A 25,527-nucleotide genomic window follows, 5' to 3' on the forward strand; every position below is an offset into this window, starting at 1 on the left:
CATGACGTTTAAAGCTAGCCAGCATCTCCCCTCAATCTTGATTGCGTTTGTTTTTATTCAATCGCTTGTCTTTAAGTTTTCCGGCTCTTACGAAACCAACTATATTTTTGGCACCTTAGGTGCGTGGTCTGGCCTCGGTTGGTTTGCTGTATATGGCGGGTATTTAATCGGAACGGCTGAACTGATAGCCTCTATTTTGCTGTTTAGCCGCTGGCATGGCCTTGGTGCACTGATGAGCGTCGGCATTATGAGTGGTGCGATTTTCTTTCATTTATTTACGCCTCTTGGCATTGTGATGCCAGAGTTTAACCAAGTAGGAGAAGTGGTCGGCAATGATAGCGGCCTGCTATTTGCGATGGCTTGTCTTGTTTGGTTGTGTGCGGCTTTTTTGGTGCGACGTGATCTCAAAAACGGTGATGGTTTATTGCACCAGTGGCTGAATAAAGGAGTGTGATTATGCTAGCCAGTCCTTTTCGTTTACCACGACACACTCCATTTGGCGTCGCAGAATCAATTGTTGAATGGGCCTCTGGGCTTGCAACACTGGATAAACTGTATCAGCAGCGTCCTGCCAAACCCTCTTGCTTTGAGTTTATGCGCTACACGCTAGCGGCACTCAATATCGAATATCGCCTTGCTTTGGGCAGCACCGATAACATTCCACAAACAGGCCCAGTGGTGATCGTCGCTAACCACCCGCTGGGCGCAATTGAAGGGGTGATATTAGCCGATTTAATTGGTTCAGTACGCACCGATATTAAAGTGCTGGCGAATCAGTTGCTAAAGCGCCTGCCTGAAATTAGTGAACTCTTTATCGGTGTCGATGTGTTCAATAGCAAAAGTGCTCGCAGCACCAATGCGCAAGCCATTCGAGATGCGAACCTTCATTTGGCTCAAGGTGGCTTATTGATTATCTTCCCCGCTGGTGAGGTATCTACTTACCCTAAAGGATCGCAAACACTGTCGGATATCGAATGGAGTCAATCCGTCGCCAAATTTGTTAAACGCGCCCAAGCCACCACCGTCCCGATCTTTATTAATGGTAAAAATAGCACTCTGTTTTATCAAGCGGGGCGAATTCATCCATTACTGCGAACGGCATTGCTCGGCCGCGAGCTACTGAATAAGCAGGCGCACAACATTGAGATTTCCATCGGCAATCCCATCCCCTATTCTGAAGTGAAAGCATTTGAACAGGAACGAGACATTGTTCATTATCTGCGTCTCAATACCTATTTAATGAGTGCAGCATCCACTGCAACGCCATCCTCACCAGAGTTAGTAACATCGCCCCTTCCTATTATTGATGCGCTTATTGTAGAGAAGCTTGAGCAAGATCTCGCCGCGCTGCCAAGCGAAAGCAAGCTCTTAGAGCAAGGTGATTGGATTGTCTATTGCGCCGCAAGCGAGCAGTTACCCCACATACTGCAAGAGATTGGTCGAATTCGTGAAGAGAGTTTTCGCGCCGTAGGTGAAGGAAGCGGCTTAGCTTGTGATCTTGATGAGTATGATCTCCATTACTACCAGCTCTTTGTTTGGCACAAGAAAGACCGTCAAATTGTTGGAGCTTATCGGTTGGGGTTAGTGGATGAACTGATAGCGAAGCAAGGATTAGCAGGGCTCTATTCCCGTAGCTTATTTCAGTATGATGAAGCCTTCATCAACACACTAGATACCAGTATTGAGCTAGGCCGCTCGGTGGTTTCCTCGAAATACCAGCGCAACCTCAACTCACTGTTAATGCTGTGGAAAGGTATTGCTGCGTTTGTCGCGCGTCATCCACAATACACGCACTTGTTTGGCCCAGTAAGCATTAGCAACGATTACAGCCACTCCGCGCGACAATTAATGGCCGCCACACTCTCTATTCATCATTATGATCATGAAAAGGCAACCTTGGTTTCACCTTCCACTCCACTACGGAGCAATGGGAACACATTTTGGCAAACCAACTTGCTCTCCTCTTTGGCAAGCATTTCTCTGCTGTCGAAAGTGTTAGCAAAAATGGAAAATGGCAAGGGCCTTCCTGTATTGCTGCGCCAATATTTAGGGATGAATGGCAAACTCGTCTGTTTTAATGTCGACCCCGCGTTTAACAATGCGTTAGATGGCTTAATTGTGGTGAACTTGAAACAAGTTCCACTGCATACACTGGCAAAATACATGGGTAAGGAGCAGGCCAGCGCTTATTTGGATTCGACACCTTTCAGTTCAAAGCCCTCATAAATGCAAAAGCCAGCGAGTTGTTCGCTGGCTTTAATTCTAAATGAAGGAGGGGCTTATTTTAGAAGGCGTGCTCTAAATTGGCGTCCTTTCATCTTACCGCTTTCCATTTTCTTCAGTGCTTTTTTCGCCACCGATTTATGGACTGCAACGTAGCTGCGCATCGGTAACATGTTAATTTTACCGACATATTGACCGTCAATACCGTCGTTACTGGTCAACGCCCCTAGAATATCTCCCGGGCGCACTTTCTGCTTTTTACCGCCATCAATCTGGATAGTGACCATATTGGCTTGATAAGGCGCGTTGTTTAGCGCACTGGCATCAGGCAATTTAGCAGGTTCGATGGGCATATCCATATATTCATCAATCATCGCCACTCGGTGCATTTCACTGTCACTGAAGAAGCTAAAAGCTAAACCTTTACTGCCCGCTCGGCCAGTACGCCCAATGCGGTGCACGTGCACTTCAGGATCACGTGATAACTCAAAGTTAAATACTGCATCTAAGTTATCGACATCAAGGCCACGTGCCGCCACATCGGTTGCAACTAAAATGGAGATACTTTTATTAGCAAACTGCACCAAAGCTTGGTCACGGTCACGCTGCTCTAAATCACCATGCAGTTCCACCACACTAAAGCCCTTGTGATGTAGATCTTCAGCAACACTTTGTACTTCTTTCTTTGTATTACAGAACACCACGGCAGATTCAGGCTGATGGTGTAAAAGCAGTAGTTCTAACGCGCGATCACGCGCCTCTGTACCCTCTACTTTATAAAAATATTGCTGAATGCTCGACGTATCATGGGTGGATTCAACTTTGACCATTTCAGGCTCACGCATAATCCGCTGCGCAATTTCTTTGATTTGATTGGGGAACGTCGCACTAAACAGCAATGTTTGACGGCTGGTTGGCGTTTCATTGATGATCGCATCCAGCGCTTCTTGGAAACCCATTTCGAGCATTCGGTCCGCTTCATCAAGCACTAACGTATTGAGTTCAGAGAGATCGATACGACCTTTGTCTAAATGGTCAAGAATACGCCCCGGAGTACCAACCAAAATATGTGCACCGTGCTCTAACGAACCAATTTGTGGCCCCATTGGCATGCCGCCACACAAGGTGAGCACTTTAATATTATGAATGGCGCGGCCGAGTGTGCGAATATCCGTTGCGACTTGATCGGCTAACTCCCGCGTTGGGCATAGCACCAAAGCTTGAACGCGAAAACGCTTAACGTTGAGGTTAGATAATACGCCTAAACCAAACGCTGCTGTTTTTCCTGAGCCTGTTTTTCCTTGGCCAATCACATCCTTACCCGCCAAAATGGTTGGCAAGCTTAACGCCTGAATCGGCGTCATCTTGGTGTATCCCAAAGTATCGAGGTTAGAAAGAAGTTCTGGTTGTAGATTTACCGTTGAAAAAGAGAGATTACTCAAGAGACCGTCCTTTCGTTAGACGAAAATTAAACGCCTATTATCGTTATTTAACCTCGTGTGGCTAGTGAATCTTTATTTATCATTCATCAAGTTTGTAGCTCACTCTTAACCTTTGTTAATGAATCATGCACTTAAGCTTGATAGAGTAACGACATCCATTTTTAAAGGGGCACTACGATGATTACTTGGCACTGTCTTTCATTCTCACAATTAACCACTCATCAACTTTATGCGCTACTTAAACTGCGCGTCGATGTCTTTGTGGTCGAACAAACCTGTCCTTACCCTGAATTGGATAATAAGGATATTCAGCCGGGTGTTTTTCATTTAATTGGTGAACAGGATCAGCAGATTGTTGCCTGCGCGCGCTTACTCCCTGCGGGGATTAGCTACCCAAGTGTCAGTATTGGTCGCATTGCAACCCAAAAAGAAGCGAGAGGAAATGGCCTTGGACACCAATTAATGCAGCAAGCATTAGCCGAATGCCAGAAGCTGTGGCCCAATCAAGATATTGAAATTGGTGCACAGCACTATCTTGCTAGCTTCTATCAAAGTTATGGTTTTCAACAAACGTCGGCGATGTATCTAGAAGATGATATCCCGCATATCGACATGCAGCTCAGCAAGTAAGTAACCCCCTTGATCAAAGCGTGTTATTTACTACGGCCAAATCCGCCATCTGAGCGCCTGAAAAACATCACTGATTGATCGTTTTTCTCAAGTTGCAGGATATCGAGCTGCCCATCAGCCGCGAGTTTGAAGCGAACTAATTGGCCTTGGGTAATTTGGCTGAGCGGTTTGTCACTGCCTTCAATTTTGACTAAGGCATTAAGATCAGACATCGGTAAATCATTTGCCCGAAAAACCTGCGACAAAGTGTCCCCGTTTTTAACCGTGTACTCTCGCCAGAACTCAGATTTACGGTCGGTTTGTTGAGGCGTTTTTTGTTCACTCAACCCAACCGTATTAATGCTGATTTCCACACGCTCACTACTTTTCGGTAGAGCGGCCTGCTCTGTTCGCTCAGGAAAAGGAATAATAATGAGCAAACACACTACTGGAACGATCGCTAATAAAGCGCGCTGGTGAAGCTTAGGCAGCGCCAGCCAAACTGTGCGAACACGTAAAATAAGGCCACGCCAATCGAATGCATGCCACTTCTGTTGGATAAACGCTAAATAATCAGTTTGCGGTTTCTTCTTGTGACGACGATTCATCTTAACCCGTCTCCTTTTCTGTCGAGCTACAGTATAAAAACTCAAGAGGGATCAGTATAGAGCCAAGGTGGCGATAACGTAAACGTTGACACAATCTTGAACATTTTTCTTTGGGATCTGCGATTTGTCACAACCTGAAGGTTCAATATTGGATATTTCCCATTAGCATTTCATCCCATGCTTGAAACTGATATCCTTTGGCACTTGTTTATTTACATAAAAAGAGTGACTGTTTATGTCTGAAGTAAAATTTGACACTGTAGAGCAAAAAGCAAGCTACGGTATCGGTCTACAAATGGGCCAACAACTTGCGGGTAGTGGTCTAGAAGGACTTAACGTTGACGCCATCGCCGCAGGTATCGCAACCGCATTAGTAGGCGACATGCCATCAATTGAAATTGATGAAATCAATAATGCACTGCAAGAGTTGCACATGCGTGCAGAATCTCTACGCCAAGAAGCTGCCAAAGCAGCCGCAGCCGACGGTGAAGTATTCTTAACAGATAACGCACTACGCCCTGAAGTGACCGTTCTTGAATCTGGTCTACAGTACGAAATTCTTACAGAAGGTACGGGGGATATCCCGACATCTGACAAGCAAGTACGTGTTCATTACCACGGTGAATTGACTGACGGTACAGTATTTGATAGCTCTGTATCTCGCGGTCAACCAGCTGAATTCCCAGTAACAGGTGTAATCAAAGGTTGGGTAGAAGCACTACAACTGATGCCTGTGGGTTCAAAATGGAAACTCTATATTCCACAAGATCTTGCCTACGGTGAGCGTGGCGCTGGCGCTGCAATTCCTCCTTTTGCAGCTCTAGTATTTGAAGTAGAGCTACTCGACATTCTATAAATAGAATTGATAATGAGAAGGTTGGCATTCGCTGACCTTTTTTTATTAGTATTGCTTACTTAGCATCTATCAAAAACGACACTACGCATACTTATCTGGTTAGCCCGTGTTCAAAGATAAAATCTACGCATACAAAAAAGCCGAGTATTAACTACTCGGCTTTTTTAATTATACGAACTGATTACTCAGCAGCAGCTTCTACAGCTACTTCTGGGCGATCGACAAGCTCAATGTATGCCATTGGAGCTTTATCACCAGTACGGAAACCGCACTTTAGGATACGTGTGTAGCCGCCTTGGCGAGCTGCAAAACGTGGACCTAGTTCGTTAAATAGTTTTGCCACAACTTCGTTATCACGAGTGCGAGCAAATGCTAGACGACGGTTTGCAACACTGTCAGTCTTAGCTAGTGTAATCAAAGGCTCAACGACGCGACGTAGCTCTTTTGCTTTTGGCAAAGTAGTCTTGATAACTTCATGACGTACTAGAGAGCTAGCCATGTTGCTGAACATCGCTTTGCGATGACTGCTGTTGCGGTTGAGTTGACGACCACTCTTACGATGGCGCATGACCTAATCCTTCTAACTAGTATCGATTAATCTTCAGCGATAGACGCTGGCGGCCAGTTCTCTAGGCGCATGCCCAAAGATAGACCACGTGATGCAAGCACGTCTTTAATCTCTGTAAGAGACTTCTTACCAAGGTTTGGCGTTTTAAGTAGCTCAACCTCAGTGCGCTGTACTAGATCACCGATGTAGTGAATCGCTTCTGCTTTCAAACAGTTAGCAGAGCGAACTGTTAGTTCAAGATCGTCTACAGGACGCAGTAGGATTGGATCGAATTCTGGCTTCTCTTCCTTCTCCTCAGGTACACGTACATCACGAAGATCTACGAACGCATCCAATTGTTCAGCAAGAATAGTTGCTGCACGACGGATTGCTTCCTCAGGTTCTAGAGTACCGTTCGTTTCCATATCGATAACGAGCTTATCTAAATCAGTACGTTGTTCTACGCGAGCGGCTTCCACAGAGTAGGCAATTTTGTCTACTGGGCTGTAAGTAGCATCTACAAGTAGACGACCGATTGGACGCTCATCTTCTTCAGTATGGATACGAGCTGAAGCTGGAACATAACCACGACCACGTTCTACTTTGATACGCATAGCGATCTCAGCGTTGTCATCCGTTAGATGACAAATCACGTGCTCAGGGTTAGTGATCTCTACATCACCATCATGGGTGATGTCACCTGCAACAACAGGGCCCGAGCCTGATTTGTTCAGCGTAATGAACACTTCATCTTTGCCTTCGGCAACGCGAACAGCCAAACCTTTTAGGTTCAGAAGGATCTCAAGGATATCTTCTTGAATGCCTTCTTTGGTGCTGTACTCGTGTAGTACGCCTTCAATCTCCACTTCAGTTACAGCACAACCTGGCATTGAAGATAGAAGAATACGGCGAAGTGCATTACCCAGAGTATGGCCGAAACCACGCTCTAACGGCTCAAGAGTTACTTTTGCGTGTGTCGTGCTAATCTGTTCGATATCAACAAGACGTGGCTTAAGAAATTCTGTTACAGAACCCTGCATTGTGTCCTCTCTTTAGTTTAACCTTACTTAGAGTAAAGCTCGACGATCAATTGTTCGTTGATGTCAGCTGACAGGTCAGAACGCTCAGGCATACGCTTGAATGTACCTTCCATTTGGCCGCCATCTACTTCAATCCAAGTTGGTTTTTCGCGTTGTTCAGCAACTTCTAGAGCTGCTTTAATGCGAGATTGCTTTTTAGCTTTCTCACGGATTGCAACAACGTCGTTAACCGCAACATTGAAAGAAGGAACGTTTACAACTTTACCGTTAACTAGGATAGCTTTGTGGCTTACTAGCTGACGTGCTTCTGCGCGAGTAGCGCCAAAGCCCATGCGGTAAACTACGTTATCAAGACGACCTTCAAGAAGCTGAAGTAGGTTTTCACCAGTATTGCCTTTAAGACGTGCAGCTTCTTTGTAGTAGTTACGGAATTGTTTTTCTAGAACGCCATAAATACGACGAACTTTTTGCTTCTCACGAAGCTGAACACCGTACTCAGATAGACGACCGCGACGAGCGCCGTGTACACCTGGTGCGTTGTCAATTTTACACTTGGTATCAATCGCACGAATGCCTGACTTAAGGAACAAGTCAGTACCTTCGCGGCGGCTAAGCTTCAGCTTAGGACCCAAATATCTTGCCATGATCTTTCTCCAATCTTCCTAGAAACGTTATACGCGGCGTTTCTTAGGTGGACGACAACCGTTATGAGGGATTGGTGTCGCATCAACAATGTTAGTGATACGGAAACCAGCAGCGTTCAGTGCGCGAACAGTTGATTCACGACCTGGACCTGGACCCTTAACCATAACCTCTAGGTTCTTAAGGCCGTATTCTTTAGCCATTTCAGCACAACGCTCAGCAGCAACCTGTGCAGCGAACGGAGTAGACTTACGAGAACCGCGGAAACCAGAACCACCAGCAGTTGCCCAAGCTAGAGCATTACCTTGACGGTCTGTGATAGTTACGATTGTGTTATTGAAAGATGCATGGATGTGCGCTACGCCATCAGCAACTTGCTTGCGTACACGCTTACGTGCGCGAGTTGGTTGTTTTGCCATTGTACTCTATACCCTTCCGACTATTTCTTGATCGGTTTACGCGGACCCTTACGGGTACGAGCGTTGGTTTTAGTACGCTGTCCACGTAGTGGTAGACTGCGACGATGACGAAGACCACGGTAACAGCCAAGGTCCATAAGACGCTTGATGTTCATGGAAACTTCACGACGAAGATCACCCTCTACAGTGTATTTAGCTACACCATCACGCAGTAGATCGATCTGCTCTTCAGTTAGTTCACTGATCTTAACACTTTCAGCAATACCCAAATCAGCTAAGATAGCTTTCGAACGGGTCTTGCCGATGCCGTAGATTGCAGTTAATGCAATTACAGCATGCTTCTGATCAGGAATGTTAATGCCTGCTATACGGGCCACTATTCACTCCTAGTACTTATATAAGAAATTATCCGCAGCAAAGCCCGTCGAGGATACGCTGCGGCATACTACTTCTTTTGCACACAAAAGGTAGGCCGAGGAATATACTCGACCGACCTTTATATTTCAAGTAAAAATTTCTGCTAATTAGCCTTGGCGCTGCTTGTGCTTTGGCTCACTGCAAATCACGCGAACGACGCCGTTACGCTTGATTACTTTACAGTTACGACAGATTTTTTTAACGGAAGCACGAACTTTCATTGCTAAACTCCGTAAGTGAAATCTGAATTAACGGCCGTAGCCCTTCAGATTTGCTTTTTTCAACACAGAATCATACTGTTGGGACATCATATGAGTCTGTACCTGTGCCATAAAGTCCATAATCACAACCACTACGATAAGTAGTGATGTGCCGCCGAAGTAGAAACGTACGTTCCACGCGACCATCATGAACTCGGGAATCAGACAGATAAAGGTAATATAGAGAGCACCCGCTAAGGTTAGTCTGGTCATTACTTTATCAATGTATCTCGCTGTCTGCTCACCTGGGCGGATGCCGGGTACGAACGCACCGGACTTCTTCAAGTTATCCGCTGTTTCACGAGGGTTAAACACCAACGCTGTGTAAAAGAAACAGAAGAAAATAATCGCTGCTGCATAAAGCATAACGTACAGAGGTTGACCCGGGCTAAGAGCCAAAGACACATCAGTTAACCAACCGAATGTGCTGCTCTCACCATTTTGACCAAACCACTGAGCTAATGTTCCTGGGAACAAAATAATACTCGATGCAAAAATTGCAGGTATTACACCCGCCATATTAATTTTCAATGGCAAGTGAGTACTTTGCGCTGCAAACACTTTACGACCTTGTTGACGCTTTGCATAGTTAACGACAATACGACGCTGACCACGTTCCATGAAAACAACGAAATAAATCACAGCAAAAGAAAGTACCGCAATTAACAACAGAAGAAGCACATGCAATTCACCTTGACGCGCTTGCTCAATCGTTTGTCCGATTGCCGAAGGCAATCCAGCAACAATACCTGCAAAAATCAAAATGGAAATACCATTTCCTATTCCACGCTCAGTAATTTGTTCACCTAACCACATTAAGAACATGGTGCCAGTTACTAAACTCACGGTAGCAATCAGGGTAAACATGGTTTGGTCGATAACAACCAGATTGTTGACCATGTTTGGTAAGCCTGTTGCGATACCAATAGCTTGGAATATTGCAAGTACAAGCGTGCCATAACGCGTATATTGGCTAATCTTACGACGCCCTGCCTCACCCTCTTTCTTGAGTTCGGCTAACGCTGGATGAACTACAGTTAGCAATTGGACAACAATTGACGCCGAAATATACGGCATGATGCCCAATGCTAAGATAGATGCACGCGAAAGAGCACCACCGGAGAACATGTTAAACATTTCAACGATGGTACCTTTTTGCTGTTCGAACAAATCGGCAAGTACAGCTGCGTCAATACCAGGAATCGGCACAAAAGAACCGGCTCGGAATACTAAAAGTGCACCAATTACGAATAATAAGCGCGACTTTAGCTCACTTAAGCCGCTCTGAGCACTACGAAAATCTTGTCCTGGTTTCTTAGCCATCTGTACCTCGTTCCTCGAGATTATTCCTCGATTTTACCACCTGCAGCTTCGATTGCAGCTTTAGCGCCTTTAGTCACGCGAAGACCTTTCACAGTCACTGCTTTGCTAATCTCACCAGAAAGAACAACTTTAACATTTTCGATGTTCTTAGTGATTAGGTTAGCTGCTTTCAAGCTGTTTAGATCGACCACGTCACCCGTAACTTTCGCTAGCTCAGCTAGACGAATTTCAGCAGACACTAGGCTCTTACGAGAAGTGAAACCGAATTTAGGTAGACGTTGTTTTAGAGGCATTTGACCGCCTTCAAAACCTGGACGAACTGTACCGCCAGAACGTGACTTTTGACCTTTGTGACCGCGGCCACCTGTTTTACCAAGGCCAGAACCGATACCACGGCCTAGACGCTTAGGAGCGTGCTTAGAACCAGCAGCCGGTGATAGAGTATTCAAACGCATTCTGATTACTCCTCAACTTTAACCATGTAGTAAACCTTGTTGATCATACCGCGTACACACGGTGTATCTTCAAGTTCTACTGTATGGTTGATACGACGAAGGCCTAGACCACGCAAAGTAGCTTTGTGCTTTGGTAGACGACCAATTGAGCTTTTAGTTTGAGTTACTTTAATAGTTGCCATGGTGCTTACTCCGAAATCGCTTCAACAGTGAGACCACGTTTAGCTGCAACCATTTCTGGTGACTTCACATCTACTAGACCAGCAACTGTTGCACGAACAACGTTGATTGGGTTAGTAGAACCGTACGCTTTCGCAAGTACGTTATGTACACCGGCAACTTCTAGTACAGCACGCATCGCACCACCGGCGATAACACCTGTACCTTCTGCAGCTGGCTGCATGTAAACTTTAGAGCCCGAGTGACGACCTTTCACCGCGTGGTGAAGAGTGCCTTCGTTAAGAGCGATAGTAACCATGTTACGACGCGCTTTTTCCATTGCTTTTTGAATCGCTGCAGGTACTTCACGAGCTTTGCCGTATCCGAAACCTACGCGACCATTACCGTCACCAACTACAGTTAGTGCAGTAAAGCTCATGATTCGACCACCTTTAACCGTTTTAGAAACACGGTTAACTGCGATTAATTTTTCTTGCAAATCACTAGCTTGTTGTTGTTCTTTAGCCATCTTCCAACCCTACCTTAGAATTTCAGACCAGCTTCGCGAGCAGATTCTGCTAGCGCCGCTACTCGACCGTGGTATTGGAAACCAGAACGATCAAACGCAACAGCTGATACGCCTTTTTCAAGAGCGCGTTCTGCAATAGCTTTACCTACCGCTTTAGCTGCGTCTACGTTACCGGTGTTCTTAACTAGCTCACGGATCGCTTTTTCTACAGTAGAAGCTGCTGCGATAACCTCAGAGCCGTTTGATGCGATAACCTGAGCGTACACGTGACGAGGAGTACGGTGTACTACTAGGCGAGTTGCACCCAGTTCAGCAATCTTACGACGTGCGCGTGTAGCACGACGGATGCGAGATGCTTTCTTATCCATAGTGTTACCTTACTTCTTCTTAGCTTCTTTACTACGCACATTTTCATCTGCGTAACGGACGCCTTTACCTTTATAAGGTTCTGGCTCACGGTAAGAACGGATGTCAGCCGCAACTTGACCCACTACTTGCTTATCGCAACCAGTTAGGACAATTTCAGTTTGGCTAGGACATTCAGCATTGATACCCGCTGGTAGTTCATGCTCTACAGGGTGTGAGAAGCCTAAAGTAAGACTTACTGAGTTGCCTTTAATAGCAGCACGGTAACCAACACCTTTAAGAACAAGCTTCTTAGTAAAGCCTGCAGTAACACCAACAACCATGTTGTTTACTAGTGCACGAGCAGTACCTGCTTGTGCCCAAGCGTTAGCAACACCTTCACGAGGACCGAAAGTAAGGTTGTTTTCTTCCTGTGCAATAACTACGCCTTTATTCAGGACGCGAGTCAGCTCACCTTTACCACCTTTTACAGTGATTTCTTGGCCGTTTAGTTTCACCTCTACGCCAGCTGGAATAGCGACAGGTGCTTTAGCAACACGAGACATATCCTACTCCTTACGCTACGTAGCAAATGATTTCACCGCCAAGACCTGCTTTGCGAGCAGCACGGTCAGACATCAGACCCTTGGAAGTGGACACCACAGCAACACCCATACCGCCCATCACTGTTGGTAACGCGTCTTTTTTCTTATAAACGCGTAGACCAGGACGTGAAACACGTTGGATTTGCTCGATTACTGGTTTAGCTTGGAAGTACTTAAGAGTAACTTCTAGCTCAGGTTTTACTTCGCCTTCAACAGCGAAATCTGCGATATAACCTTCAGCTTTTAGCAGTGCAGCAATTGCAACTTTAAGCTTTGAAGAAGGCATTTTTACAGCAACTTTATTTGCTGCCTGACCGTTACGAATGCGGGTCAGCATATCCGAAATCGGATCTTGCATGCTCATAAGATTTACTCCAAATGATTAAGTGGCAATTACCAGCTAGCCTTACGAAGTCCAGGAATCTCGCCTTTCATGCAAGCTTCGCGAACTTTGATGCGGCTTAGACCGAACTTACGTAGGAAACCGTGTGGACGACCAGTTTGGTTGCAACGGTTGCGCTGACGTGAAGCACTTGAATCACGTGGAAGAGCTTGCAGTTTAAGAACTGCGTTCCAACGATCTTCTTCAGATGCGTTTACATCGCTGATGGTAGCTTTTAGCATTGCACGCTTTTCTGCGAACTTAGCTACTAGCTTTGCACGTTTTACTTCACGTGCTTTCATTGATTGTTTAGCCATAACAGTAACCCTTCACCTTACTTACGGAATGGGAAGTTAAAGGCAGCCAGCAGAGCACGGCCTTCCTCATCGGTACCAGCAGAAGTCGTGATAGTGATATCAAGACCGCGTACACGATCGACTTTATCGTAGTCGATTTCTGGGAAGATGATTTGCTCGCGAACGCCCATGCTGTAGTTACCGCGTCCGTCAAAAGACTTAGCGCTAACACCACGGAAGTCACGTACACGTGGAAGTGCAATAGAGATTAAACGCTCTAAAAAATCCCACATACGTTCGCCACGCAAGGTTACTTTACAACCAATTGGGTAGCCTTCACGAATTTTGAAACCTGCAACAGATTTACGAGCTTTAGTGATCAGTGGTTTTTGACCAGAGATCGTAGCCATATCAGCTGCTGCATTTTCTAATAGTTTCTTATCGTTGATAGCTTCACCAACGCCCATGTTTAGGGTGATTTTATCAATCCTAGGGACTTGCATGACGCTTGTGTAACCGAACTGTTTGGTCAGTTCAGTCACTACAGACGACTTGTAGTAATCATGCAGTTTCGCCATAGTAGAACTCCAAATTACTTCTAATTAGTTAGAAACGATTTCACCGTTAGATTTGAAGAAACGAACTTTTTTGCCGTCTTCAAAACGGAAACCGATACGGTCCGCTTTACCAGTTGCTGCGTTAAAGATTGCAACGTTAGAAGCATCAATAGCTGCTTCTTGTTCAACGATGCCACCTTGTTGACCTAGAGCCGGAACCGGCTTTTGGTGTTTCTTAACAAGGTTGATACCTTCAACGATAACTTTACCAGTTACGAGAACCTTAGTTACTTTACCTTTCTTGCCTTTATCTTTACCAGCAAGAACGATTACTTCGTCATTACGACGGATTTTAGCTGCCATGTGTGCCGCTCCTTACAGAACTTCAGGTGCTAGTGACACGATTTTCATAAATTTCGCATTGCGAAGTTCACGAGTCACTGGACCAAAGATACGTGTACCGATAGGTTGCTCTGTATTATTGTTCAACAATACGCAAGCATTACGGTCGAAGCGAATGACAGAACCGTCTGGACGACGTACGCCTTTACGGGTGCGAACTACCACCGCCTTCAGTACATCACCTTTTTTAACTTTACCGCGAGGAATTGCTTCCTTCACTGTAACTTTGATGATGTCACCGATATGTGCATAACGGCGGTGAGAGCCACCCAGAACCTTAATACACATTACCTTGCGCGCGCCTGAGTTATCAGCTGCATCAAGTGTACTTTGCATTTGGATCATTGTTAGTGCTCCGCTAAATATTAAAACTAGACCCTCTCGGGTCGGGCTGCCTCTTTAAAAGGGACGCGAATTGTACCACCCTTTCCTAGGATTGGGTAGACAAAAAATAAACGGCTCCAAAAAAACTTTGGAGCCGTTTAAAATCATAGAATAACGATGATTACATCTTCGCTTTTTCTATAACTTTAACCAATGTCCAAGACTTAGTCTTAGACAGAGGACGACACTCACGAATCTCAACGGTATCGCCTAGGCCACACTCGTTGTTTTCGTCATGTGCGTGTACTTTAGTCGTACGCTTTACGAATTTACCGTAAATTGGGTGTTTCACCATGCGCTCGATAGCAACAGTGATAGATTTATCCATCTTGTCACTAACAACACGACCTAGTTGAGTACGAATTTTGTCGCTCATTATTCGCCTGCCTTCTCAGTCAAAACAGTTTTAACGCGTGCGATATCACGGCGTACAGCTTTCAAAGTATGAGTTTGCTGTAGTTGACCAGTTGCAGCTTGCATGCGCAAGTTGAACTGTTCACGTAGCAAATTCAGTAGCTCAGCGTTAAGCTCTTCAGCGCTTTTTGCGCGTAGATCTAGTGCTTTCATCACATCACCTGTTTAATTACGAATGTAGTTTTGAATGGCAGTTTACGAGCCGCTAGGCGGAACGCTTCACGTGCCAATTCTTCAGGTACACCGTCCATTTCGTACATAACCTTACCAGGTTGGATTTGGGCTACCCAGTACTCAACGTTACCTTTACCCTTACCTTGACGAACTTCTAGTGGTTTTTCAGTGATTGGCTTATCTGGGAACACACGGATCCAGATTTTACCTTGACGCTTAACGTGACGTGTCATTGCACGACGTGCCGCTTCGATCTGACGAGCAGTTAGACGACCACGTCCAACGGCTTTAAGACCAAATGTACCGAAGCTTACGTCAGTACCTTTAGCTAGACCGCGGTTGCGACCAGTATGAACCTTACGGAACTTAGTGCGTTTAGGTTGTAGCATCAGTCGACTCCTTACTTACGGCCTTTACGCTGCTTCTTAGGCTTGTCAGCCTTTGGCTCAACAGCGTTTGCAGCTGGCATACCACCAAGGATTTCACCCTTGAAGATCCAAACTTTAACGCCGATCACACCGTATTGAGTGTGAGCCGAAGAAGTTGCGTAATCAATGTCAGCACGTAGAGTGTGTAGAGGCACACGGCCTTCACGGTACCACTCAGAACGTGCAATTTCAGCGCCGCCAAGACGACCGCTTACTTCCACTTTGATACCTTTAGCGCCTAGACGCATAGCATTTTGTACCGCACGCTTCATAGCACGACGGAACATAACGCGACGCTCTAGTTGAGACGCGATGCTATCAGCCACTAATTGGCCGTCTAGCTCAGGCTTACGTACTTCAGCGATGTTAATTTGCGCTGGTACACCTGCAATTTTAGCTACAGCTGCGCGTAGCTTCTCAACGTCTTCACCTTTCTTACCGATAACAACGCCTGGGCGAGCAGTGTGGATAGTCACACGAATGCTCTTAGCAGGACGCTCGATAACGATGCGTGATAGAGACGCTTTTGAAAGTTCCTTAGTAAGGAACTGACGTACCTTGAAGTCGCCGTCTAGGTTGTCAGCGAAATCTTTGGTGTTAGCAAACCATGTAGCATTCCAAGGCTTAACGATGCCAAGACGAATACCATTAGGATGTACTTTCTGACCCATTGCTTACTCTCCTAGTCTCTTAGCGGTCTGCTACAACAACAGTGATGTGGCTTGAACGCTTCAAGATACGATCCGCACGGCCTTTTGCACGAGGCATAATACGCTTCATGACCGGGCCCTCATCTACGAAGATTTTAGCGACATTAAGATCGTCGATATCTGCACCTTCGTTGTGTTCTGCGTTAGCGATAGCTGACTCTAGAACTTTCTTAACTAATACAGCCGCTTTTTTGTTGCTGAAAGTTAGGATTTCAAGAGCCTGATCCACAGATTTACCACGGATTAGATCTGCAACTAAGCGAGCTTTCTGAGGAGAAATGCGAGCAAAGTTATGTTTAGCAATAGCTTCCATCATTTACTCCTTAGCGCTTCTTAGCTTTCTTATCCGCAGCGTGACCACGGTAAGTACGAGTTGGTGCGAATTCGCCCAGTTTGTGACCGATCATTTCATCAGTGACAAATACTGGAACGTGCTGACGACCATTATGGACAGCGATGGTCAAACCAATCATTGATGGAATGATCATTGAACGACGGGACCAAGTCTTAATAGGCTTTTTGTCTCCGCTTTCCACCGCTTTCTCTACCTTCTTCAGCAAGTGTAGGTCAATAAATGGACCTTTCTTGAGAGAACGTGGCATGGCTTATCCTCTTATATAGATTACTTATTACGACGACGTACGATGTACTTGTCGGTGCGTTTGTTGCTACGAGTCTTGAAGCCCTTAGTAGGCATACCCCAAGGAGATACTGGGTGACGACCACCAGAAGTGCGGCCTTCACCACCACCGTGTGGGTGGTCAACCGGGTTCATTACTACACCACGTACAGTTGGACGTACGCCGCGCCAGCGTGAAGCACCAGCTTTACCTAGTTCACGTAGCATGTGCTCAGAGTTACCAACTTCACCGATTGTTGCACGGCCTTCAGAAAGTACTTTGCGCATTTCACCAGAACGTAGGCGGATAGTTGCATAAGTACCGTCGCGAGCGACAAGTTGAGCATATGCACCAGCCGAACGAGCTAGCTGTGCACCTTTACCAGGCTTAAGTTCAACACAGTGAATAGTAGAACCCACTGGGATGTTGCGCATTGGCAGAGTGTTACCTGCTTTAATTGGCGCATCAACACCAGACTGGATTGTATCACCAGCTTGAACACCTTTAGGTGCGATAATGTAACGACGCTCGCCGTCTGCGTACAGAACTAGAGCGATATTTGCGCTACGGTTTGGATCGTATTCTAGACGCTCAACTTTCGCTGGGATGCCATCTTTAGTACGTTTGAAGTCAACCAAACGATAGTGTTGCTTATGACCACCACCGATATGACGTACTGTGATACGACCGTTGTTGTTACGACCACCATTCTTAGAGTTTTTCTCTAGAAGAGGTGCGTATGGCTTACCCTTGTGTAGGTCAGCGTTAACAACTTTAACGACGTGACGACGACCAGGGGAAGTCGGCTTACATTTAACAATAGCCATTATTCAACTACTCCTGTTATTCCGCGCCGCCAACAAAGTCAAGATCTTGACCTTCTTTCAAAGTCACATACGCTTTTTTAACGTCGCTGCGGCGACCTTGGCGTAGACCTTGACGTTTGGTCTTACCCTTAGTGATAAGAGTATTTACAGACTTAACTTCAACTTCAAATAGCTTTTCTACAGCTGCTTTGATCTCTTTCTTAGTTGCATCTTTTGCTACTTTGAAAACGATAGTGTTCGCTTTCTCAGCAGTCATAGTTGCTTTTTCAGAGATGTGCGGTGCACGTAGAACTTTTAGTAGACGCTCTTCACTGATCATGCCAGCATCTCCTCAACTTGCTTAACTGCTTCTGCAGTCATTAGAACCTTGTCAAACGCAATTAGGCTAACTGGGTCAAGACCCGCTACGTCACGTGCGTCAACTTTATATAGGTTGCGAGCAGCTAAGAATAGATTCTCGTCTACTTCGCCAGTAACGATGAGTACATCGTTAAGCTCAAGTTCTTTAAGCTTAGCTAATAGCTCTTTAGTTTTTGGTGCTTCTACTGAGAAGTTATCAACAACGATTAAACGCTCTTGACGAACTAGTTCAGAAAGAATGCTCTTCATAGCACCGCGGTACATTTTTTTGTTTACTTTTTGGCTGTGATCTTGTGGTTTCGCAGCAAAAGTAACACCACCTGTACGCCAGATTGGGCTACGAATTGTACCAGCACGTGCACGGCCAGTACCTTTTTGACGCCATGGCTTAGCGCCACCGCCAGAAACTTCTGAACGTGTCTTTTGAGCACGAGTACCTTGACGAGCACCTGCTGCATACGCAACAACTACTTGGTGTACAAGGGCTTCGTTGAACTCACGTCCGAAAGTAGTTTCGGAAACAGTTAGTGCGTTAGCACCTTTAACCATCAATTCCATTACTTACTCCTAGACGTTATGCTTTAATAGCTGGTTTGACGATCACGTTAGCGCCAGTTGCACCTGGTACTGCACCTTTAATAAGAAGCAGATTGCGCTCAGCGTCAACACGTACGATCTCTAGGTTTTGAGTCGTTACACGCTCAGCACCCATGTGACCTGCCATTTTTTTGCCTTTGAACACGCGACCTGGAGTTTGACATTGGCCAATTGAACCCGGTGCACGGTGAGACAAAGAGTTACCGTGAGTCATATCTTGGGTACGGAAATTCCAGCGCTTAACAGCACCTTGGAAACCTTTACCTTTAGATGTACCAGTAACGTCTACTTTTTTAACTTCGTTGAAAAGTTCTACATTTAGCTCAGTGCCAACTTCAAACTCTTCGCCGTTTTCTAAACGGAATTCCCAAAGACCGCGACCAGCTTCTACACCTGCTTTCGCAAAGTGACCAGCTTCTGGTTTAGTTACACGGTTGGCTTTCTTAGTACCAGTAGTTACCTGGATTGCTGCATAGCCGTCAGTCTCAAGAGTTTTCACTTGAGAAATACGGTTTGCTTCAACCTCAACAACAGTTACTGGGATAGAAACGCCTTCTTCAGTAAATACGCGGGTCATACCCACTTTACGTCCGACTAGACCAATCATTCTTCTAATCTCCCTTAACCTAGGCTGATTTGTACGTCAACGCCAGCAGCTAGATCTAGGCGCATCAGTGCATCAACAGTTTTATCTGTTGGCTCAACGATGTCGATTAGACGTTTGTGAGTACGAATTTCGTACTGATCACGAGCATCTTTGTTGACGTGTGGAGAGATAAGAACAGTGAAACGCTCTTTACGAGTAGGAAGTGGAATAGGACCACGAACCTGTGCGCCGGTACGCTTAGCTGTTTCAACGATTTCCGCTGTAGAAGCATCGATTAGTTTGTAATCGAACGCTTTTAGGCGGATACGGATACGTTGGTTCTGCATGAGACAGAGCTCCAATAATTAAAAATTACACAAACAATATCGCCACTCAAACTCGTTAAAACGAGAGAATGCCGATTGATTTATGTGAAACCGTAGTGCCAAAATTAGGCACATTGTCAGTTAATTTTCGATTAACTTTAATCTATTACTAAACGCAACAGAGCTAATTGTATTAACTGCGAACATAAGCTGAGTATACGTTACTAAACTAACAGCTAGGTCAGTTTACTCCTCACTGCTCATTGGTTCACAACTGGATTTAACCAGTGCGGTGCATTATACAGATCACCATTGCACATGCAAGCGCTGTGTAGAAATTAAACTTATAAACTATCTATTTCTTCTTTCACTGAGGAAGTAATAGAAGGGATAGAAGGATGAGGTGAGCACTCACTACCCTATCCTTTTATCCCTGATGCACAATTATACAGCTTGGCGCTGTCTCACTGCTTCAAACAGACATATCCCAGCCGCTACTGATACGTTCAGGCTAGAAACGGTGCCCGCCATCGGTATTTTAATCAGATCATCGCAGGTTTCGCGCGTTAAGCGGCGCATACCATCCCCTTCAGCGCCCATAACAATCGCAAGGGGCCCTGTCAGTTTGGCTTGGTAAATGTCATGCGTCGCCTCACCGGCAGTGCCAACAAACCATACGCCTTGTTCTTGAAGGGCGCGCATGGTACGTGCAAGATTCGTCACTCGTACTAAAGGCACAGTTTCAGCAGCGCCACAAGCGACTTTGCTGACCGTTGCCGTCATTGGTGCTGACTTATCTTTCGGTACGATCACTGCAGCGACCCCGGCAGCATCGGCGTTACGTAAGCATGCGCCGAGATTATGCGGATCGGTAACACCATCCAACACAAGTAATAGCGGTTGCTCATGCTGTGCGATGATTGCTTCTAAATCATGCTCATTAAGCTGTTTTGCTGGTTTTACACGAGCAATGATGCCCTGATGATTCGCCCCTTGAGCCTTGTCATCCAATGTTTTACGTCCCATCTGTTGAATAGAGACACCGCAATGTTGCAGTTCATTTAACAGTGGAAGCAGGCGATCATCTTGTCGCCCTTTCAGTACAAACGCTTCTATCAATCGCGCTGGATCTTTTTCAAGTACAGCGCTGACCGCGTGAATACCATAAATACATTCGTTACTCATGATTTACCCATTGATCGTTATTTACTAGCACGCGCTTTATTTGCTTTGGCCGCGGGTTTCTTTTTGCGTGCTTTTGTTGTTTTGCTTTTTTTCCGTTCAGGTTTTGAGCCTTCACTGCTTTTTTCATCTGGGCGTTTAGTCGCTTCAACTAAAGGAGTAGCCTTTCCTTTACTTGACGTCACCTTCTTGCCACGTGCTTTCTCTCGTGCATCCGTTGCACGTTTCTTCGCTGTCTTGCCTTCTCCGCGCAGCTTACGGCTAGTGCCCACGATTTCAAAGTCAATTTGACGATCATCCAAGTTGACGGATAACACTTTGACTTTAACGGCGTCACCTAAGCGATAGATGTTGCCAAAACTTTCGCCGATCAATCGTTGTCCCACTGGATCAAATTGATAGTAGTCATTCGCTAGCGTTGAAATATGGACCAATCCATCAATGTGCAACTCAGTTAACCGAACGAAGAAACCGAAACCTGTCACGTTGGCTATGACTCCATCAAGCTCTTCGCCTACATGATCTTGCATGTATTCACACTTGAGCCAATCAGATACTTCGCGCGTCGCATCATCAGCACGGCGTTCTGTCATTGAACATTGCTGACCATAGAAGTCCATGTCATCAAAAGAGTAGTGATAACCACCTGTGGTTGTCCAACGGTCGGTGTGATTGCCCGATTCTTTGGCAATCAAATATTTAATTGCGCGGTGCAATAGGAGATCAGGGTAGCGACGAATAGGTGAAGTAAAGTGCGCATAGCGTTTGAGCGCTAAACCAAAGTGACCACAGTTATCCGCGTTATACACAGCCTGCTTCATGGAACGCAGTAACATGGTTTGGATCAACTCTTTGTCTTGGCGCTCACCAATCTGTTTCATTAAGTTAGCGTAATCGGTTGGCGAAGGCTCTAGCCCACCCGCTAAGTTCAAGCCAAGCTCGCCTAAGAAATCCCTAAAGCCGGTCAAACGCTCTTCTCCCGGTGATTCATGGATACGGTACAGAGCGGGCTCTTTCGCTTTTTCCACCAGCGATGCTGAAGCAATATTAGCGAGGATCATGCACTCTTCGATTATTTTGTGCGCATCATTACGGACAACAGGTTCAATGCTGTCGATTTTACGCTCAGCATTAAAGATAAACTTAGTTTCAATCGTTTCAAATTCGATACCGCCACGCTCATCACGCGCTGCTTTTAGCACCTTATACATCGAATAGAGTTCTTCAAGATGAGGAACCACGGCTTGATAACGTTCGCGTAGCTCTTCATCCCCTTCAAGAATGGCGTGTACTTTGTTGTAAGTTAAACGGGCATGAGAGTTCATCACGGCTTCGTAATGTTTGTAACCCGAAATTTTGCCCGTTGCAGAGACTGTCATCTCGCACACCATGCATAGACGGTCGACTTGTGGATTAAGTGAACAAAGACCGTTCGACAGTACTTCCGGTAGCATAGGGACGACTTGCGATGGGAAGTAAACTGAGTTACCACGGTTGATCGCTTCTTTATCAAGAGCCGTATCGGGGCGCACATAATAACTTACGTCAGCAATCGCAACCCAGAGACGCCAGCCACCACCTTTTTTGGCTTCGCAATACACCGCATCATCAAAGTCACGTGCGTCTTCACCATCAATAGTCACTAAAGGTAATTGACGCAAATCCACGCGCCCTTGCTTCGCCTCTTCTGGAACTTCTTCTCTCAGGTTTTCGACTTGCTTTAATACTTCTTGCGGCCACTCATGAGGGATCTGGTGAGTGCGAATCGCTATTTGTGTCTCCATACCGGGAGCCATATTTTCCCCAAGTACTTCAACAACCCTGCCTGTCATTCCTCTTGCTCTGGCACCACGATCGGTAATTTCAATCACCACCACGTTCCCCATGCGAGCTCCGCCTTTGTGCTCATTAGGGATCAAGATGTCTTGAGTGATGCGTGAATCATCGGGCACGACATAAGAGTAGCCATTTTCGAGGAAGAAACGCCCAACAAGTTGGGTTTTACGTTCTTCCAAAACTCGGACCAAACGCCCTTCTTTACGGCCTCTTTTATCCGTGCCTGTCGGTTGTACCAGCACGTAGTCGCCATGAATAATGGTACGCATTTGGTGATGAGGTAGCAAAACATCGTTATCTTTGCCAACGCTGCCATCAGGACGAACCCACCCATGACCATCTTTATGTCCGATTACGTGACCTTTGATCATTTCCAATTTTTCTGGCAATGCATAGCATTGGCGACGAGTAAATACCAATTGGCCATCTCGCTCCATCGCACGCAAACGACGGCGTAGCCCTTCGTATTGCTCTTCACCAGACAAACCCAATGCCTCAAAAAGATCATTACGATTCATCGGTACATTGGCTTCGGTTAGAAATTCGAGGATGAATTCTCGGCTTGGAATTGGATTTTCGTAATTGCTAGATTCTCGATCCGCAAAAGGATCGTTATTGATAATTTCAGACATAGGCAGACCTGCTAAAGCAAGGAGAGATAGCCAGAGTATAACTGACTCACGGCAGAAGCTACAGCAGCGTATTGATTATTATAGGCTAATACGTTAGAGGAAAAGCGTAGAAATGACTTCGCCCAACCGTGTGGGCGAAATAAAAAAAGCAATAATGAAGGCTACCAAAACGTATCTCTGCGCTTAGCTCGCGCAACCACATTTTGTGGCATTCGCTGCTCTAACCCCTGCCGGAGCATAGAGATCCGAGAATGTATTCTTTGATCGATAGTCACCGAATTATAGAGCCAGCGATAAGCATCTTCATAATCAAGCGGGCTACCATAATCACGCAGCAGAAGCTCAGCTAGATGGATACGAGCATTAATATTGCCCATCGCAGCGGCTTCACGCAGATAGGGAATGGCTCGCTCTTTATCCTGCTGTACTAAAGTACCACGCGAATAATAACGCCCAAGCTGCTCTAACGCAGCGGGTAAACCTTGATGAGCTGCATTCTCCATATAGTACAAGCCAAGTTCGACATCTTGATCTACACAGACCCCCCACGCTAGCATATCTCCATACAAAAACTCGTAGGAAGGCAGGCTGATGCGAGTAGCACGCGCAACAATATCTTCTACCAATTGGCAGTTGTCGGCCTTGACTTGCTCTAAATGTTTATTTTGCTCAATTAACTTGATTAGTTCAGCTTCGGTGTAAATAGGGACTGGCTCACCCACTTCCGCCACGTTGGCATGACTCAAGGATGAGGTCAGCGCTAAAAACAATGAAGCTGCTACCGTTCGTAGCTTCATACCTGCACTCTTTATGTCTATCGATAGCCTTAAAATTATAGCCTCAGTTTCATCTAGGGCTGGGCTTGATAACTTTATCGACCAGTGCGGCAAACTCTTTAGACAAAATTTGCCGTTATTCGGCCATTTATTGCCACACCAAGGACAAAATATCATCAATACAGGTATAAAAAAACCGGCTCTGAAAGCCGGTTTTAAAAACGTTTATCAATCAACCATTAAACTGAAAATGGGTGAACCTTAATAATGGTTTCGTTACGATCTGGACCTGTAGAAACGATGTCAACAGGTACACCAGTCAACTCTTCAATACGTTTGATGTAATCAAGCGCCGCTTGTGGCAGGGCATCAATTGATTTAGCACCGAAGGTATTTTCAGACCAACCAGGCATAGTTTCGTAAATAGGTGTTACCGCTTCAAAAGCGTCAGCTGCCATTGGTGATACTTGAGCAACTGAGCCATCTGGCATTTGGTAACCCGTACAGATTTTTAGCTCTTCTAGACCATCAAGTACGTCAAGTTTAGTCAAGCAGAAGCCTGTGACTGAGTTAATTTGAATGGCGCGACGCATCGCTACCGCATCAAACCAACCACAACGGCGCTTACGGCCTGTTGTTGCACCAAACTCATGGCCTTTCGTGCCTAGGTGATTACCGATTTCATCATCCAATTCGGTTGGGAATGGACCTGCACCAACGCGAGTACAGTAAGCTTTCGCGATACCTAGAATATAACCTAGATGACGAGGGCCGAAACCAGAACCTGCAGCAACACCACCAGCAGTCGTGTTAGAAGACGTTACGTATGGGTAAGTACCGTGGTCGATATCAAGCATAGTACCTTGCGCACCTTCGAACATGATTTTGTCGCCACGCTTACGCGCTGCATCAAGTTCATCGGTCACGTCGATCACCATCGAAGTCAGCAAATCAGCATAGCCTTGTGCTTGCTCAAGTACGGATTCGTAGCTTACTGGTTCAGCTTTGTAGAAATGCTCAAGTTGGAAGTTATGGAACTCCATCACTTCTTTTAGCTTTTCTGCAAATGAAGCCATATCGAACAAGTCACCAACGCGTAAACCACGACGAGCCACTTTGTCTTCATAAGCAGGACCGATACCACGACCTGTCGTACCAATTGCTTTTTTACCACGAGCCGTTTCACGAGCTTGGTCAAGCGCAATGTGGTAAGGAAGAATAAGTGGGCAAGCTTCAGAAATGAAAAGACGTTCGCGGACTGGAATACCACGCTCTTCTAGAGGCTTCATTTCATTGATTAGTGCGTCAGGTGAAAGCACAACACCGTTACCGATGATGCATTTCACTTTATTGCGAAGAATGCCGGATGGAATTAAATGAAGAACGGTTTTTTCACCGTCAATGACCAAAGTGTGGCCTGCATTATGGCCGCCTTGGTAGCGAACCACGTATTTTGCATCTTCAGTTAAAAGGTCTACGATTTTACCTTTGCCTTCGTCACCCCATTGGGTGCCTAGAACGACTACGTTATTTCCCATCTTTCCAAGTCTGATTGCTAG

The 25,527-nt window shown here is 45.8% G+C and carries 37 protein-coding genes and 2 pseudogenes; 5 read left to right on the top strand and 34 right to left on the bottom strand.

Going from position 1 to position 25,527, the window contains the following annotated elements; all coding sequences use genetic code 11:
• The first annotated feature begins 1 nt into the window (after position 1).
• The 3 genes and pseudogenes from AACV20_RS09605 to AACV20_RS17605 form a co-directional block, all read left to right on the top strand.
• On the top strand, positions 2 to 454 hold the full coding sequence (locus tag AACV20_RS09605; RefSeq protein ID WP_094146937.1) for a hypothetical protein: 453 nt from the start codon (positions 2 to 4) through the stop codon (positions 452 to 454).
• 2 nt (positions 455 to 456) lie between these two features.
• Positions 457 to 1,249 (top strand): annotated as a pseudogene (locus AACV20_RS17600) (lysophospholipid acyltransferase family protein); the annotation flags it as partial.
• A 98-nt stretch (positions 1,250 to 1,347) separates the two neighbouring features.
• A pseudogene (locus AACV20_RS17605) lies at positions 1,348 to 2,226 on the top strand (GNAT family N-acetyltransferase); the annotation flags it as partial.
• A 53-nt stretch (positions 2,227 to 2,279) separates the two neighbouring features.
• Here AACV20_RS17605 and dbpA read toward each other — a convergent pair.
• Positions 2,280 to 3,665, bottom strand: coding sequence for an ATP-dependent RNA helicase DbpA (gene dbpA, locus AACV20_RS09615; RefSeq protein ID WP_088729171.1), 1,386 nt, complete (start codon positions 3,663 to 3,665; stop codon positions 2,280 to 2,282).
• Between the two features lie 177 nt (positions 3,666 to 3,842).
• On the opposite strand from dbpA, the gene AACV20_RS09620 reads away from it, so the two are divergent.
• A complete protein-coding gene (locus AACV20_RS09620; RefSeq protein WP_013855931.1) occupies positions 3,843 to 4,295 on the top strand; it encodes a GNAT family N-acetyltransferase in 453 nt (150 codons plus the stop codon).
• Positions 4,296 to 4,318: 23 nt separating this feature from the next.
• On the opposite strand, the gene AACV20_RS09625 is transcribed toward AACV20_RS09620, so the two are convergent.
• Positions 4,319 to 4,882 (bottom strand): LysM-like peptidoglycan-binding domain-containing protein, encoded by a 564-nt coding sequence (locus tag AACV20_RS09625; RefSeq protein WP_026027801.1) that lies wholly within the window; start codon positions 4,880 to 4,882, stop codon positions 4,319 to 4,321.
• Positions 4,883 to 5,117: 235 nt separating this feature from the next.
• Here AACV20_RS09625 and AACV20_RS09630 point away from each other — a divergent pair, with 235 nt between their 5' ends.
• Positions 5,118 to 5,738, top strand: coding sequence for an FKBP-type peptidyl-prolyl cis-trans isomerase (locus AACV20_RS09630; protein ID WP_010318783.1), 621 nt, complete (start codon positions 5,118 to 5,120; stop codon positions 5,736 to 5,738).
• Between the two features lie 181 nt (positions 5,739 to 5,919).
• Here AACV20_RS09630 and rplQ read toward each other — a convergent pair whose 3' ends face one another.
• The 32 genes from rplQ to AACV20_RS09790 form a co-directional block, all read right to left on the bottom strand.
• Positions 5,920 to 6,306 carry a 50S ribosomal protein L17 gene (gene rplQ / locus AACV20_RS09635; RefSeq protein WP_017042856.1) on the bottom strand — a complete coding sequence of 129 codons (387 nt, stop codon included), beginning with the start codon at positions 6,304 to 6,306 and terminating at the stop codon, positions 5,920 to 5,922.
• A 26-nt stretch (positions 6,307 to 6,332) separates the two neighbouring features.
• Complete coding sequence (locus AACV20_RS09640) at positions 6,333 to 7,325, bottom strand: DNA-directed RNA polymerase subunit alpha (protein WP_010318781.1); 993 nt, start codon at positions 7,323 to 7,325, stop codon at positions 6,333 to 6,335.
• 23 nt (positions 7,326 to 7,348) lie between these two features.
• Entirely contained in the window at positions 7,349 to 7,969 is a 621-nt protein-coding gene (gene rpsD, locus AACV20_RS09645) for a 30S ribosomal protein S4 (RefSeq protein ID WP_013855928.1), read from the bottom strand.
• 27 nt (positions 7,970 to 7,996) lie between these two features.
• Positions 7,997 to 8,386 (bottom strand): 30S ribosomal protein S11, encoded by a 390-nt coding sequence (gene rpsK / locus AACV20_RS09650; RefSeq protein ID WP_001118870.1) that lies wholly within the window; start codon positions 8,384 to 8,386, stop codon positions 7,997 to 7,999.
• 20 nt (positions 8,387 to 8,406) lie between these two features.
• Positions 8,407 to 8,763: a 30S ribosomal protein S13 gene (gene rpsM, locus AACV20_RS09655; RefSeq protein WP_010318779.1), complete on the bottom strand. Its 357-nt coding sequence runs from the start codon at positions 8,761 to 8,763 to the stop codon at positions 8,407 to 8,409.
• Between the two features lie 147 nt (positions 8,764 to 8,910).
• On the bottom strand, positions 8,911 to 9,024 hold the full coding sequence (gene rpmJ, locus AACV20_RS09660) for a 50S ribosomal protein L36 (protein ID WP_000868186.1): 114 nt from the start codon (positions 9,022 to 9,024) through the stop codon (positions 8,911 to 8,913).
• A 27-nt stretch (positions 9,025 to 9,051) separates the two neighbouring features.
• Positions 9,052 to 10,386 (bottom strand): preprotein translocase subunit SecY, encoded by a 1,335-nt coding sequence (secY, locus tag AACV20_RS09665; protein ID WP_017046739.1) that lies wholly within the window; start codon positions 10,384 to 10,386, stop codon positions 9,052 to 9,054.
• A gap of 20 nt (positions 10,387 to 10,406) precedes the next feature.
• Positions 10,407 to 10,841 (bottom strand): 50S ribosomal protein L15, encoded by a 435-nt coding sequence (gene rplO / locus AACV20_RS09670; RefSeq protein WP_010318777.1) that lies wholly within the window; start codon positions 10,839 to 10,841, stop codon positions 10,407 to 10,409.
• A 5-nt stretch (positions 10,842 to 10,846) separates the two neighbouring features.
• On the bottom strand, positions 10,847 to 11,023 hold the full coding sequence (gene rpmD, locus AACV20_RS09675) for a 50S ribosomal protein L30 (RefSeq protein WP_004398455.1): 177 nt from the start codon (positions 11,021 to 11,023) through the stop codon (positions 10,847 to 10,849).
• Positions 11,024 to 11,028: 5 nt separating this feature from the next.
• Entirely contained in the window at positions 11,029 to 11,529 is a 501-nt protein-coding gene (gene rpsE / locus AACV20_RS09680) for a 30S ribosomal protein S5 (RefSeq protein WP_010318775.1), read from the bottom strand.
• Positions 11,530 to 11,543: 14 nt separating this feature from the next.
• The gene (rplR, locus tag AACV20_RS09685) at positions 11,544 to 11,897 is read right to left on the bottom strand and encodes a 50S ribosomal protein L18 (protein ID WP_013855926.1); all 354 of its coding nucleotides are present in this window, start codon (positions 11,895 to 11,897) and stop codon (positions 11,544 to 11,546) included.
• Positions 11,898 to 11,906: 9 nt separating this feature from the next.
• Positions 11,907 to 12,440, bottom strand: coding sequence for a 50S ribosomal protein L6 (rplF, locus tag AACV20_RS09690; RefSeq protein WP_010318773.1), 534 nt, complete (start codon positions 12,438 to 12,440; stop codon positions 11,907 to 11,909).
• Between the two features lie 10 nt (positions 12,441 to 12,450).
• Positions 12,451 to 12,843 (bottom strand): 30S ribosomal protein S8, encoded by a 393-nt coding sequence (gene rpsH, locus AACV20_RS09695; RefSeq protein WP_010318772.1) that lies wholly within the window; start codon positions 12,841 to 12,843, stop codon positions 12,451 to 12,453.
• Positions 12,844 to 12,872: 29 nt separating this feature from the next.
• Positions 12,873 to 13,178: a 30S ribosomal protein S14 gene (gene rpsN / locus AACV20_RS09700; protein WP_010318771.1), complete on the bottom strand. Its 306-nt coding sequence runs from the start codon at positions 13,176 to 13,178 to the stop codon at positions 12,873 to 12,875.
• Positions 13,179 to 13,195: 17 nt separating this feature from the next.
• Positions 13,196 to 13,735 carry a 50S ribosomal protein L5 gene (gene rplE, locus AACV20_RS09705; RefSeq protein ID WP_010318770.1) on the bottom strand — a complete coding sequence of 180 codons (540 nt, stop codon included), beginning with the start codon at positions 13,733 to 13,735 and terminating at the stop codon, positions 13,196 to 13,198.
• Positions 13,736 to 13,759: 24 nt separating this feature from the next.
• Complete coding sequence (gene rplX, locus AACV20_RS09710) at positions 13,760 to 14,077, bottom strand: 50S ribosomal protein L24 (protein WP_010318769.1); 318 nt, start codon at positions 14,075 to 14,077, stop codon at positions 13,760 to 13,762.
• A 12-nt stretch (positions 14,078 to 14,089) separates the two neighbouring features.
• Positions 14,090 to 14,461 carry a 50S ribosomal protein L14 gene (gene rplN, locus AACV20_RS09715; RefSeq protein WP_010318768.1) on the bottom strand — a complete coding sequence of 124 codons (372 nt, stop codon included), beginning with the start codon at positions 14,459 to 14,461 and terminating at the stop codon, positions 14,090 to 14,092.
• Between the two features lie 160 nt (positions 14,462 to 14,621).
• Positions 14,622 to 14,876 (bottom strand): 30S ribosomal protein S17, encoded by a 255-nt coding sequence (gene rpsQ, locus AACV20_RS09720; RefSeq protein ID WP_017042852.1) that lies wholly within the window; start codon positions 14,874 to 14,876, stop codon positions 14,622 to 14,624.
• Positions 14,876 to 15,067, bottom strand: coding sequence for a 50S ribosomal protein L29 (rpmC, locus tag AACV20_RS09725; protein WP_010318766.1), 192 nt, complete (start codon positions 15,065 to 15,067; stop codon positions 14,876 to 14,878). The genes rpsQ and rpmC overlap by 1 nt, the downstream gene beginning before the upstream one ends.
• On the bottom strand, positions 15,067 to 15,477 hold the full coding sequence (rplP, locus tag AACV20_RS09730; RefSeq protein WP_010318765.1) for a 50S ribosomal protein L16: 411 nt from the start codon (positions 15,475 to 15,477) through the stop codon (positions 15,067 to 15,069). Before rplP ends, rpmC begins: the two co-directional genes overlap by 1 nt.
• An 11-nt stretch (positions 15,478 to 15,488) precedes the next feature.
• A complete protein-coding gene (rpsC, locus tag AACV20_RS09735; RefSeq protein WP_010318764.1) occupies positions 15,489 to 16,187 on the bottom strand; it encodes a 30S ribosomal protein S3 in 699 nt (232 codons plus the stop codon).
• Positions 16,188 to 16,206: 19 nt separating this feature from the next.
• Entirely contained in the window at positions 16,207 to 16,539 is a 333-nt protein-coding gene (gene rplV, locus AACV20_RS09740) for a 50S ribosomal protein L22 (protein WP_026027327.1), read from the bottom strand.
• 10 nt (positions 16,540 to 16,549) lie between these two features.
• Positions 16,550 to 16,828 carry a 30S ribosomal protein S19 gene (rpsS, locus tag AACV20_RS09745; protein ID WP_010318762.1) on the bottom strand — a complete coding sequence of 93 codons (279 nt, stop codon included), beginning with the start codon at positions 16,826 to 16,828 and terminating at the stop codon, positions 16,550 to 16,552.
• Positions 16,829 to 16,848: 20 nt separating this feature from the next.
• A complete protein-coding gene (rplB, locus tag AACV20_RS09750; protein ID WP_013855922.1) occupies positions 16,849 to 17,673 on the bottom strand; it encodes a 50S ribosomal protein L2 in 825 nt (274 codons plus the stop codon).
• Between the two features lie 16 nt (positions 17,674 to 17,689).
• The gene (rplW, locus tag AACV20_RS09755) at positions 17,690 to 17,992 is read right to left on the bottom strand and encodes a 50S ribosomal protein L23 (protein WP_010318760.1); all 303 of its coding nucleotides are present in this window, start codon (positions 17,990 to 17,992) and stop codon (positions 17,690 to 17,692) included.
• A complete protein-coding gene (rplD, locus tag AACV20_RS09760; protein ID WP_010318759.1) occupies positions 17,989 to 18,591 on the bottom strand; it encodes a 50S ribosomal protein L4 in 603 nt (200 codons plus the stop codon). Before rplD ends, rplW begins: the two co-directional genes overlap by 4 nt.
• A gap of 16 nt (positions 18,592 to 18,607) precedes the next feature.
• Positions 18,608 to 19,237, bottom strand: coding sequence for a 50S ribosomal protein L3 (rplC, locus tag AACV20_RS09765; protein ID WP_013855921.1), 630 nt, complete (start codon positions 19,235 to 19,237; stop codon positions 18,608 to 18,610).
• Between the two features lie 14 nt (positions 19,238 to 19,251).
• Complete coding sequence (gene rpsJ, locus AACV20_RS09770) at positions 19,252 to 19,563, bottom strand: 30S ribosomal protein S10 (protein ID WP_001181007.1); 312 nt, start codon at positions 19,561 to 19,563, stop codon at positions 19,252 to 19,254.
• Positions 19,564 to 19,986: 423 nt separating this feature from the next.
• A complete protein-coding gene (rlmB, locus tag AACV20_RS09775) occupies positions 19,987 to 20,727 on the bottom strand; it encodes a 23S rRNA (guanosine(2251)-2'-O)-methyltransferase RlmB (protein WP_017042851.1) in 741 nt (246 codons plus the stop codon).
• Positions 20,728 to 20,744: 17 nt separating this feature from the next.
• Entirely contained in the window at positions 20,745 to 23,192 is a 2,448-nt protein-coding gene (gene rnr, locus AACV20_RS09780) for a ribonuclease R (protein ID WP_017046740.1), read from the bottom strand.
• Positions 23,193 to 23,353: 161 nt separating this feature from the next.
• A complete protein-coding gene (motX, locus tag AACV20_RS09785; RefSeq protein WP_013855917.1) occupies positions 23,354 to 23,989 on the bottom strand; it encodes a flagellar protein MotX in 636 nt (211 codons plus the stop codon).
• Between the two features lie 218 nt (positions 23,990 to 24,207).
• Positions 24,208 to 25,506, bottom strand: a complete 1,299-nt coding sequence (locus AACV20_RS09790) for an adenylosuccinate synthase (protein ID WP_094145368.1) — start codon at positions 25,504 to 25,506, stop codon at positions 24,208 to 24,210.
• Positions 25,507 to 25,527: the final 21 nt, after the last annotated feature.

The organism is Vibrio sp. B4-6, from assembly GCF_963888245.1.
Taxonomy (GTDB): domain Bacteria; phylum Pseudomonadota; class Gammaproteobacteria; order Enterobacterales; family Vibrionaceae; genus Vibrio; species Vibrio anguillarum.

Excerpts from the sequence above, each read along its gene's own strand:
- AACV20_RS09605 (WP_094146937.1), top strand. The coding sequence starts at position 2 with ATGACGTTTAAAGCTAGCCAGCATCTCCCCTCAATCTTGATTGCGTTT.
- AACV20_RS09620 (WP_013855931.1), top strand. The coding sequence starts at position 3,843 with ATGATTACTTGGCACTGTCTTTCATTCTCACAATTAACCACTCATCAA.
- AACV20_RS09625 (WP_026027801.1), bottom strand. The coding sequence starts at position 4,882 with ATGAATCGTCGTCACAAGAAGAAACCGCAAACTGATTATTTAGCGTTT.
- AACV20_RS09630 (WP_010318783.1), top strand. The coding sequence starts at position 5,118 with ATGTCTGAAGTAAAATTTGACACTGTAGAGCAAAAAGCAAGCTACGGT.
- rplQ (WP_017042856.1), bottom strand. The coding sequence starts at position 6,306 with ATGCGCCATCGTAAGAGTGGTCGTCAACTCAACCGCAACAGCAGTCAT.
- AACV20_RS09640 (WP_010318781.1), bottom strand. The coding sequence starts at position 7,325 with ATGCAGGGTTCTGTAACAGAATTTCTTAAGCCACGTCTTGTTGATATC.
- rpsD (WP_013855928.1), bottom strand. The coding sequence starts at position 7,969 with ATGGCAAGATATTTGGGTCCTAAGCTGAAGCTTAGCCGCCGCGAAGGT.
- rpsK (WP_001118870.1), bottom strand. The coding sequence starts at position 8,386 with ATGGCAAAACAACCAACTCGCGCACGTAAGCGTGTACGCAAGCAAGTT.
- rpmJ (WP_000868186.1), bottom strand. The coding sequence starts at position 9,024 with ATGAAAGTTCGTGCTTCCGTTAAAAAAATCTGTCGTAACTGTAAAGTA.
- secY (WP_017046739.1), bottom strand. The coding sequence starts at position 10,386 with ATGGCTAAGAAACCAGGACAAGATTTTCGTAGTGCTCAGAGCGGCTTA.
- rplO (WP_010318777.1), bottom strand. The coding sequence starts at position 10,841 with ATGCGTTTGAATACTCTATCACCGGCTGCTGGTTCTAAGCACGCTCCT.
- rpmD (WP_004398455.1), bottom strand. The coding sequence starts at position 11,023 with ATGGCAACTATTAAAGTAACTCAAACTAAAAGCTCAATTGGTCGTCTA.
- rpsE (WP_010318775.1), bottom strand. The coding sequence starts at position 11,529 with ATGGCTAAAGAACAACAACAAGCTAGTGATTTGCAAGAAAAATTAATC.
- rplR (WP_013855926.1), bottom strand. The coding sequence starts at position 11,897 with ATGGATAAGAAAGCATCTCGCATCCGTCGTGCTACACGCGCACGTCGT.
- rplF (WP_010318773.1), bottom strand. The coding sequence starts at position 12,440 with ATGTCTCGTGTTGCTAAAGCACCTGTCGCTATTCCAGCTGGCGTAGAG.
- rpsH (WP_010318772.1), bottom strand. The coding sequence starts at position 12,843 with ATGAGCATGCAAGATCCGATTTCGGATATGCTGACCCGCATTCGTAAC.
- rpsN (WP_010318771.1), bottom strand. The coding sequence starts at position 13,178 with ATGGCTAAACAATCAATGAAAGCACGTGAAGTAAAACGTGCAAAGCTA.
- rplE (WP_010318770.1), bottom strand. The coding sequence starts at position 13,735 with ATGGCGAAACTGCATGATTACTACAAGTCGTCTGTAGTGACTGAACTG.
- rplX (WP_010318769.1), bottom strand. The coding sequence starts at position 14,077 with ATGGCAGCTAAAATCCGTCGTAATGACGAAGTAATCGTTCTTGCTGGT.
- rplN (WP_010318768.1), bottom strand. The coding sequence starts at position 14,461 with ATGATCCAAATGCAAAGTACACTTGATGCAGCTGATAACTCAGGCGCG.
- rpsQ (WP_017042852.1), bottom strand. The coding sequence starts at position 14,876 with ATGAGCGACAAAATTCGTACTCAACTAGGTCGTGTTGTTAGTGACAAG.
- rpmC (WP_010318766.1), bottom strand. The coding sequence starts at position 15,067 with ATGAAAGCACTAGATCTACGCGCAAAAAGCGCTGAAGAGCTTAACGCT.
- rplP (WP_010318765.1), bottom strand. The coding sequence starts at position 15,477 with ATGCTACAACCTAAACGCACTAAGTTCCGTAAGGTTCATACTGGTCGC.
- rpsC (WP_010318764.1), bottom strand. The coding sequence starts at position 16,187 with ATGGGTCAGAAAGTACATCCTAATGGTATTCGTCTTGGCATCGTTAAG.
- rplV (WP_026027327.1), bottom strand. The coding sequence starts at position 16,539 with ATGGAAGCTATTGCTAAACATAACTTTGCTCGCATTTCTCCTCAGAAA.
- rpsS (WP_010318762.1), bottom strand. The coding sequence starts at position 16,828 with ATGCCACGTTCTCTCAAGAAAGGTCCATTTATTGACCTACACTTGCTG.
- rplB (WP_013855922.1), bottom strand. The coding sequence starts at position 17,673 with ATGGCTATTGTTAAATGTAAGCCGACTTCCCCTGGTCGTCGTCACGTC.
- rplW (WP_010318760.1), bottom strand. The coding sequence starts at position 17,992 with ATGATCAGTGAAGAGCGTCTACTAAAAGTTCTACGTGCACCGCACATC.
- rplD (WP_010318759.1), bottom strand. The coding sequence starts at position 18,591 with ATGGAATTGATGGTTAAAGGTGCTAACGCACTAACTGTTTCCGAAACT.
- rplC (WP_013855921.1), bottom strand. The coding sequence starts at position 19,237 with ATGATTGGTCTAGTCGGACGTAAAGTGGGTATGACCCGCGTATTTACT.
- rpsJ (WP_001181007.1), bottom strand. The coding sequence starts at position 19,563 with ATGCAGAACCAACGTATCCGTATCCGCCTAAAAGCGTTCGATTACAAA.
- rlmB (WP_017042851.1), bottom strand. The coding sequence starts at position 20,727 with ATGAGTAACGAATGTATTTATGGTATTCACGCGGTCAGCGCTGTACTT.
- rnr (WP_017046740.1), bottom strand. The coding sequence starts at position 23,192 with ATGTCTGAAATTATCAATAACGATCCTTTTGCGGATCGAGAATCTAGC.
- motX (WP_013855917.1), bottom strand. The coding sequence starts at position 23,989 with ATGAAGCTACGAACGGTAGCAGCTTCATTGTTTTTAGCGCTGACCTCA.
- AACV20_RS09790 (WP_094145368.1), bottom strand. The coding sequence starts at position 25,506 with ATGGGAAATAACGTAGTCGTTCTAGGCACCCAATGGGGTGACGAAGGC.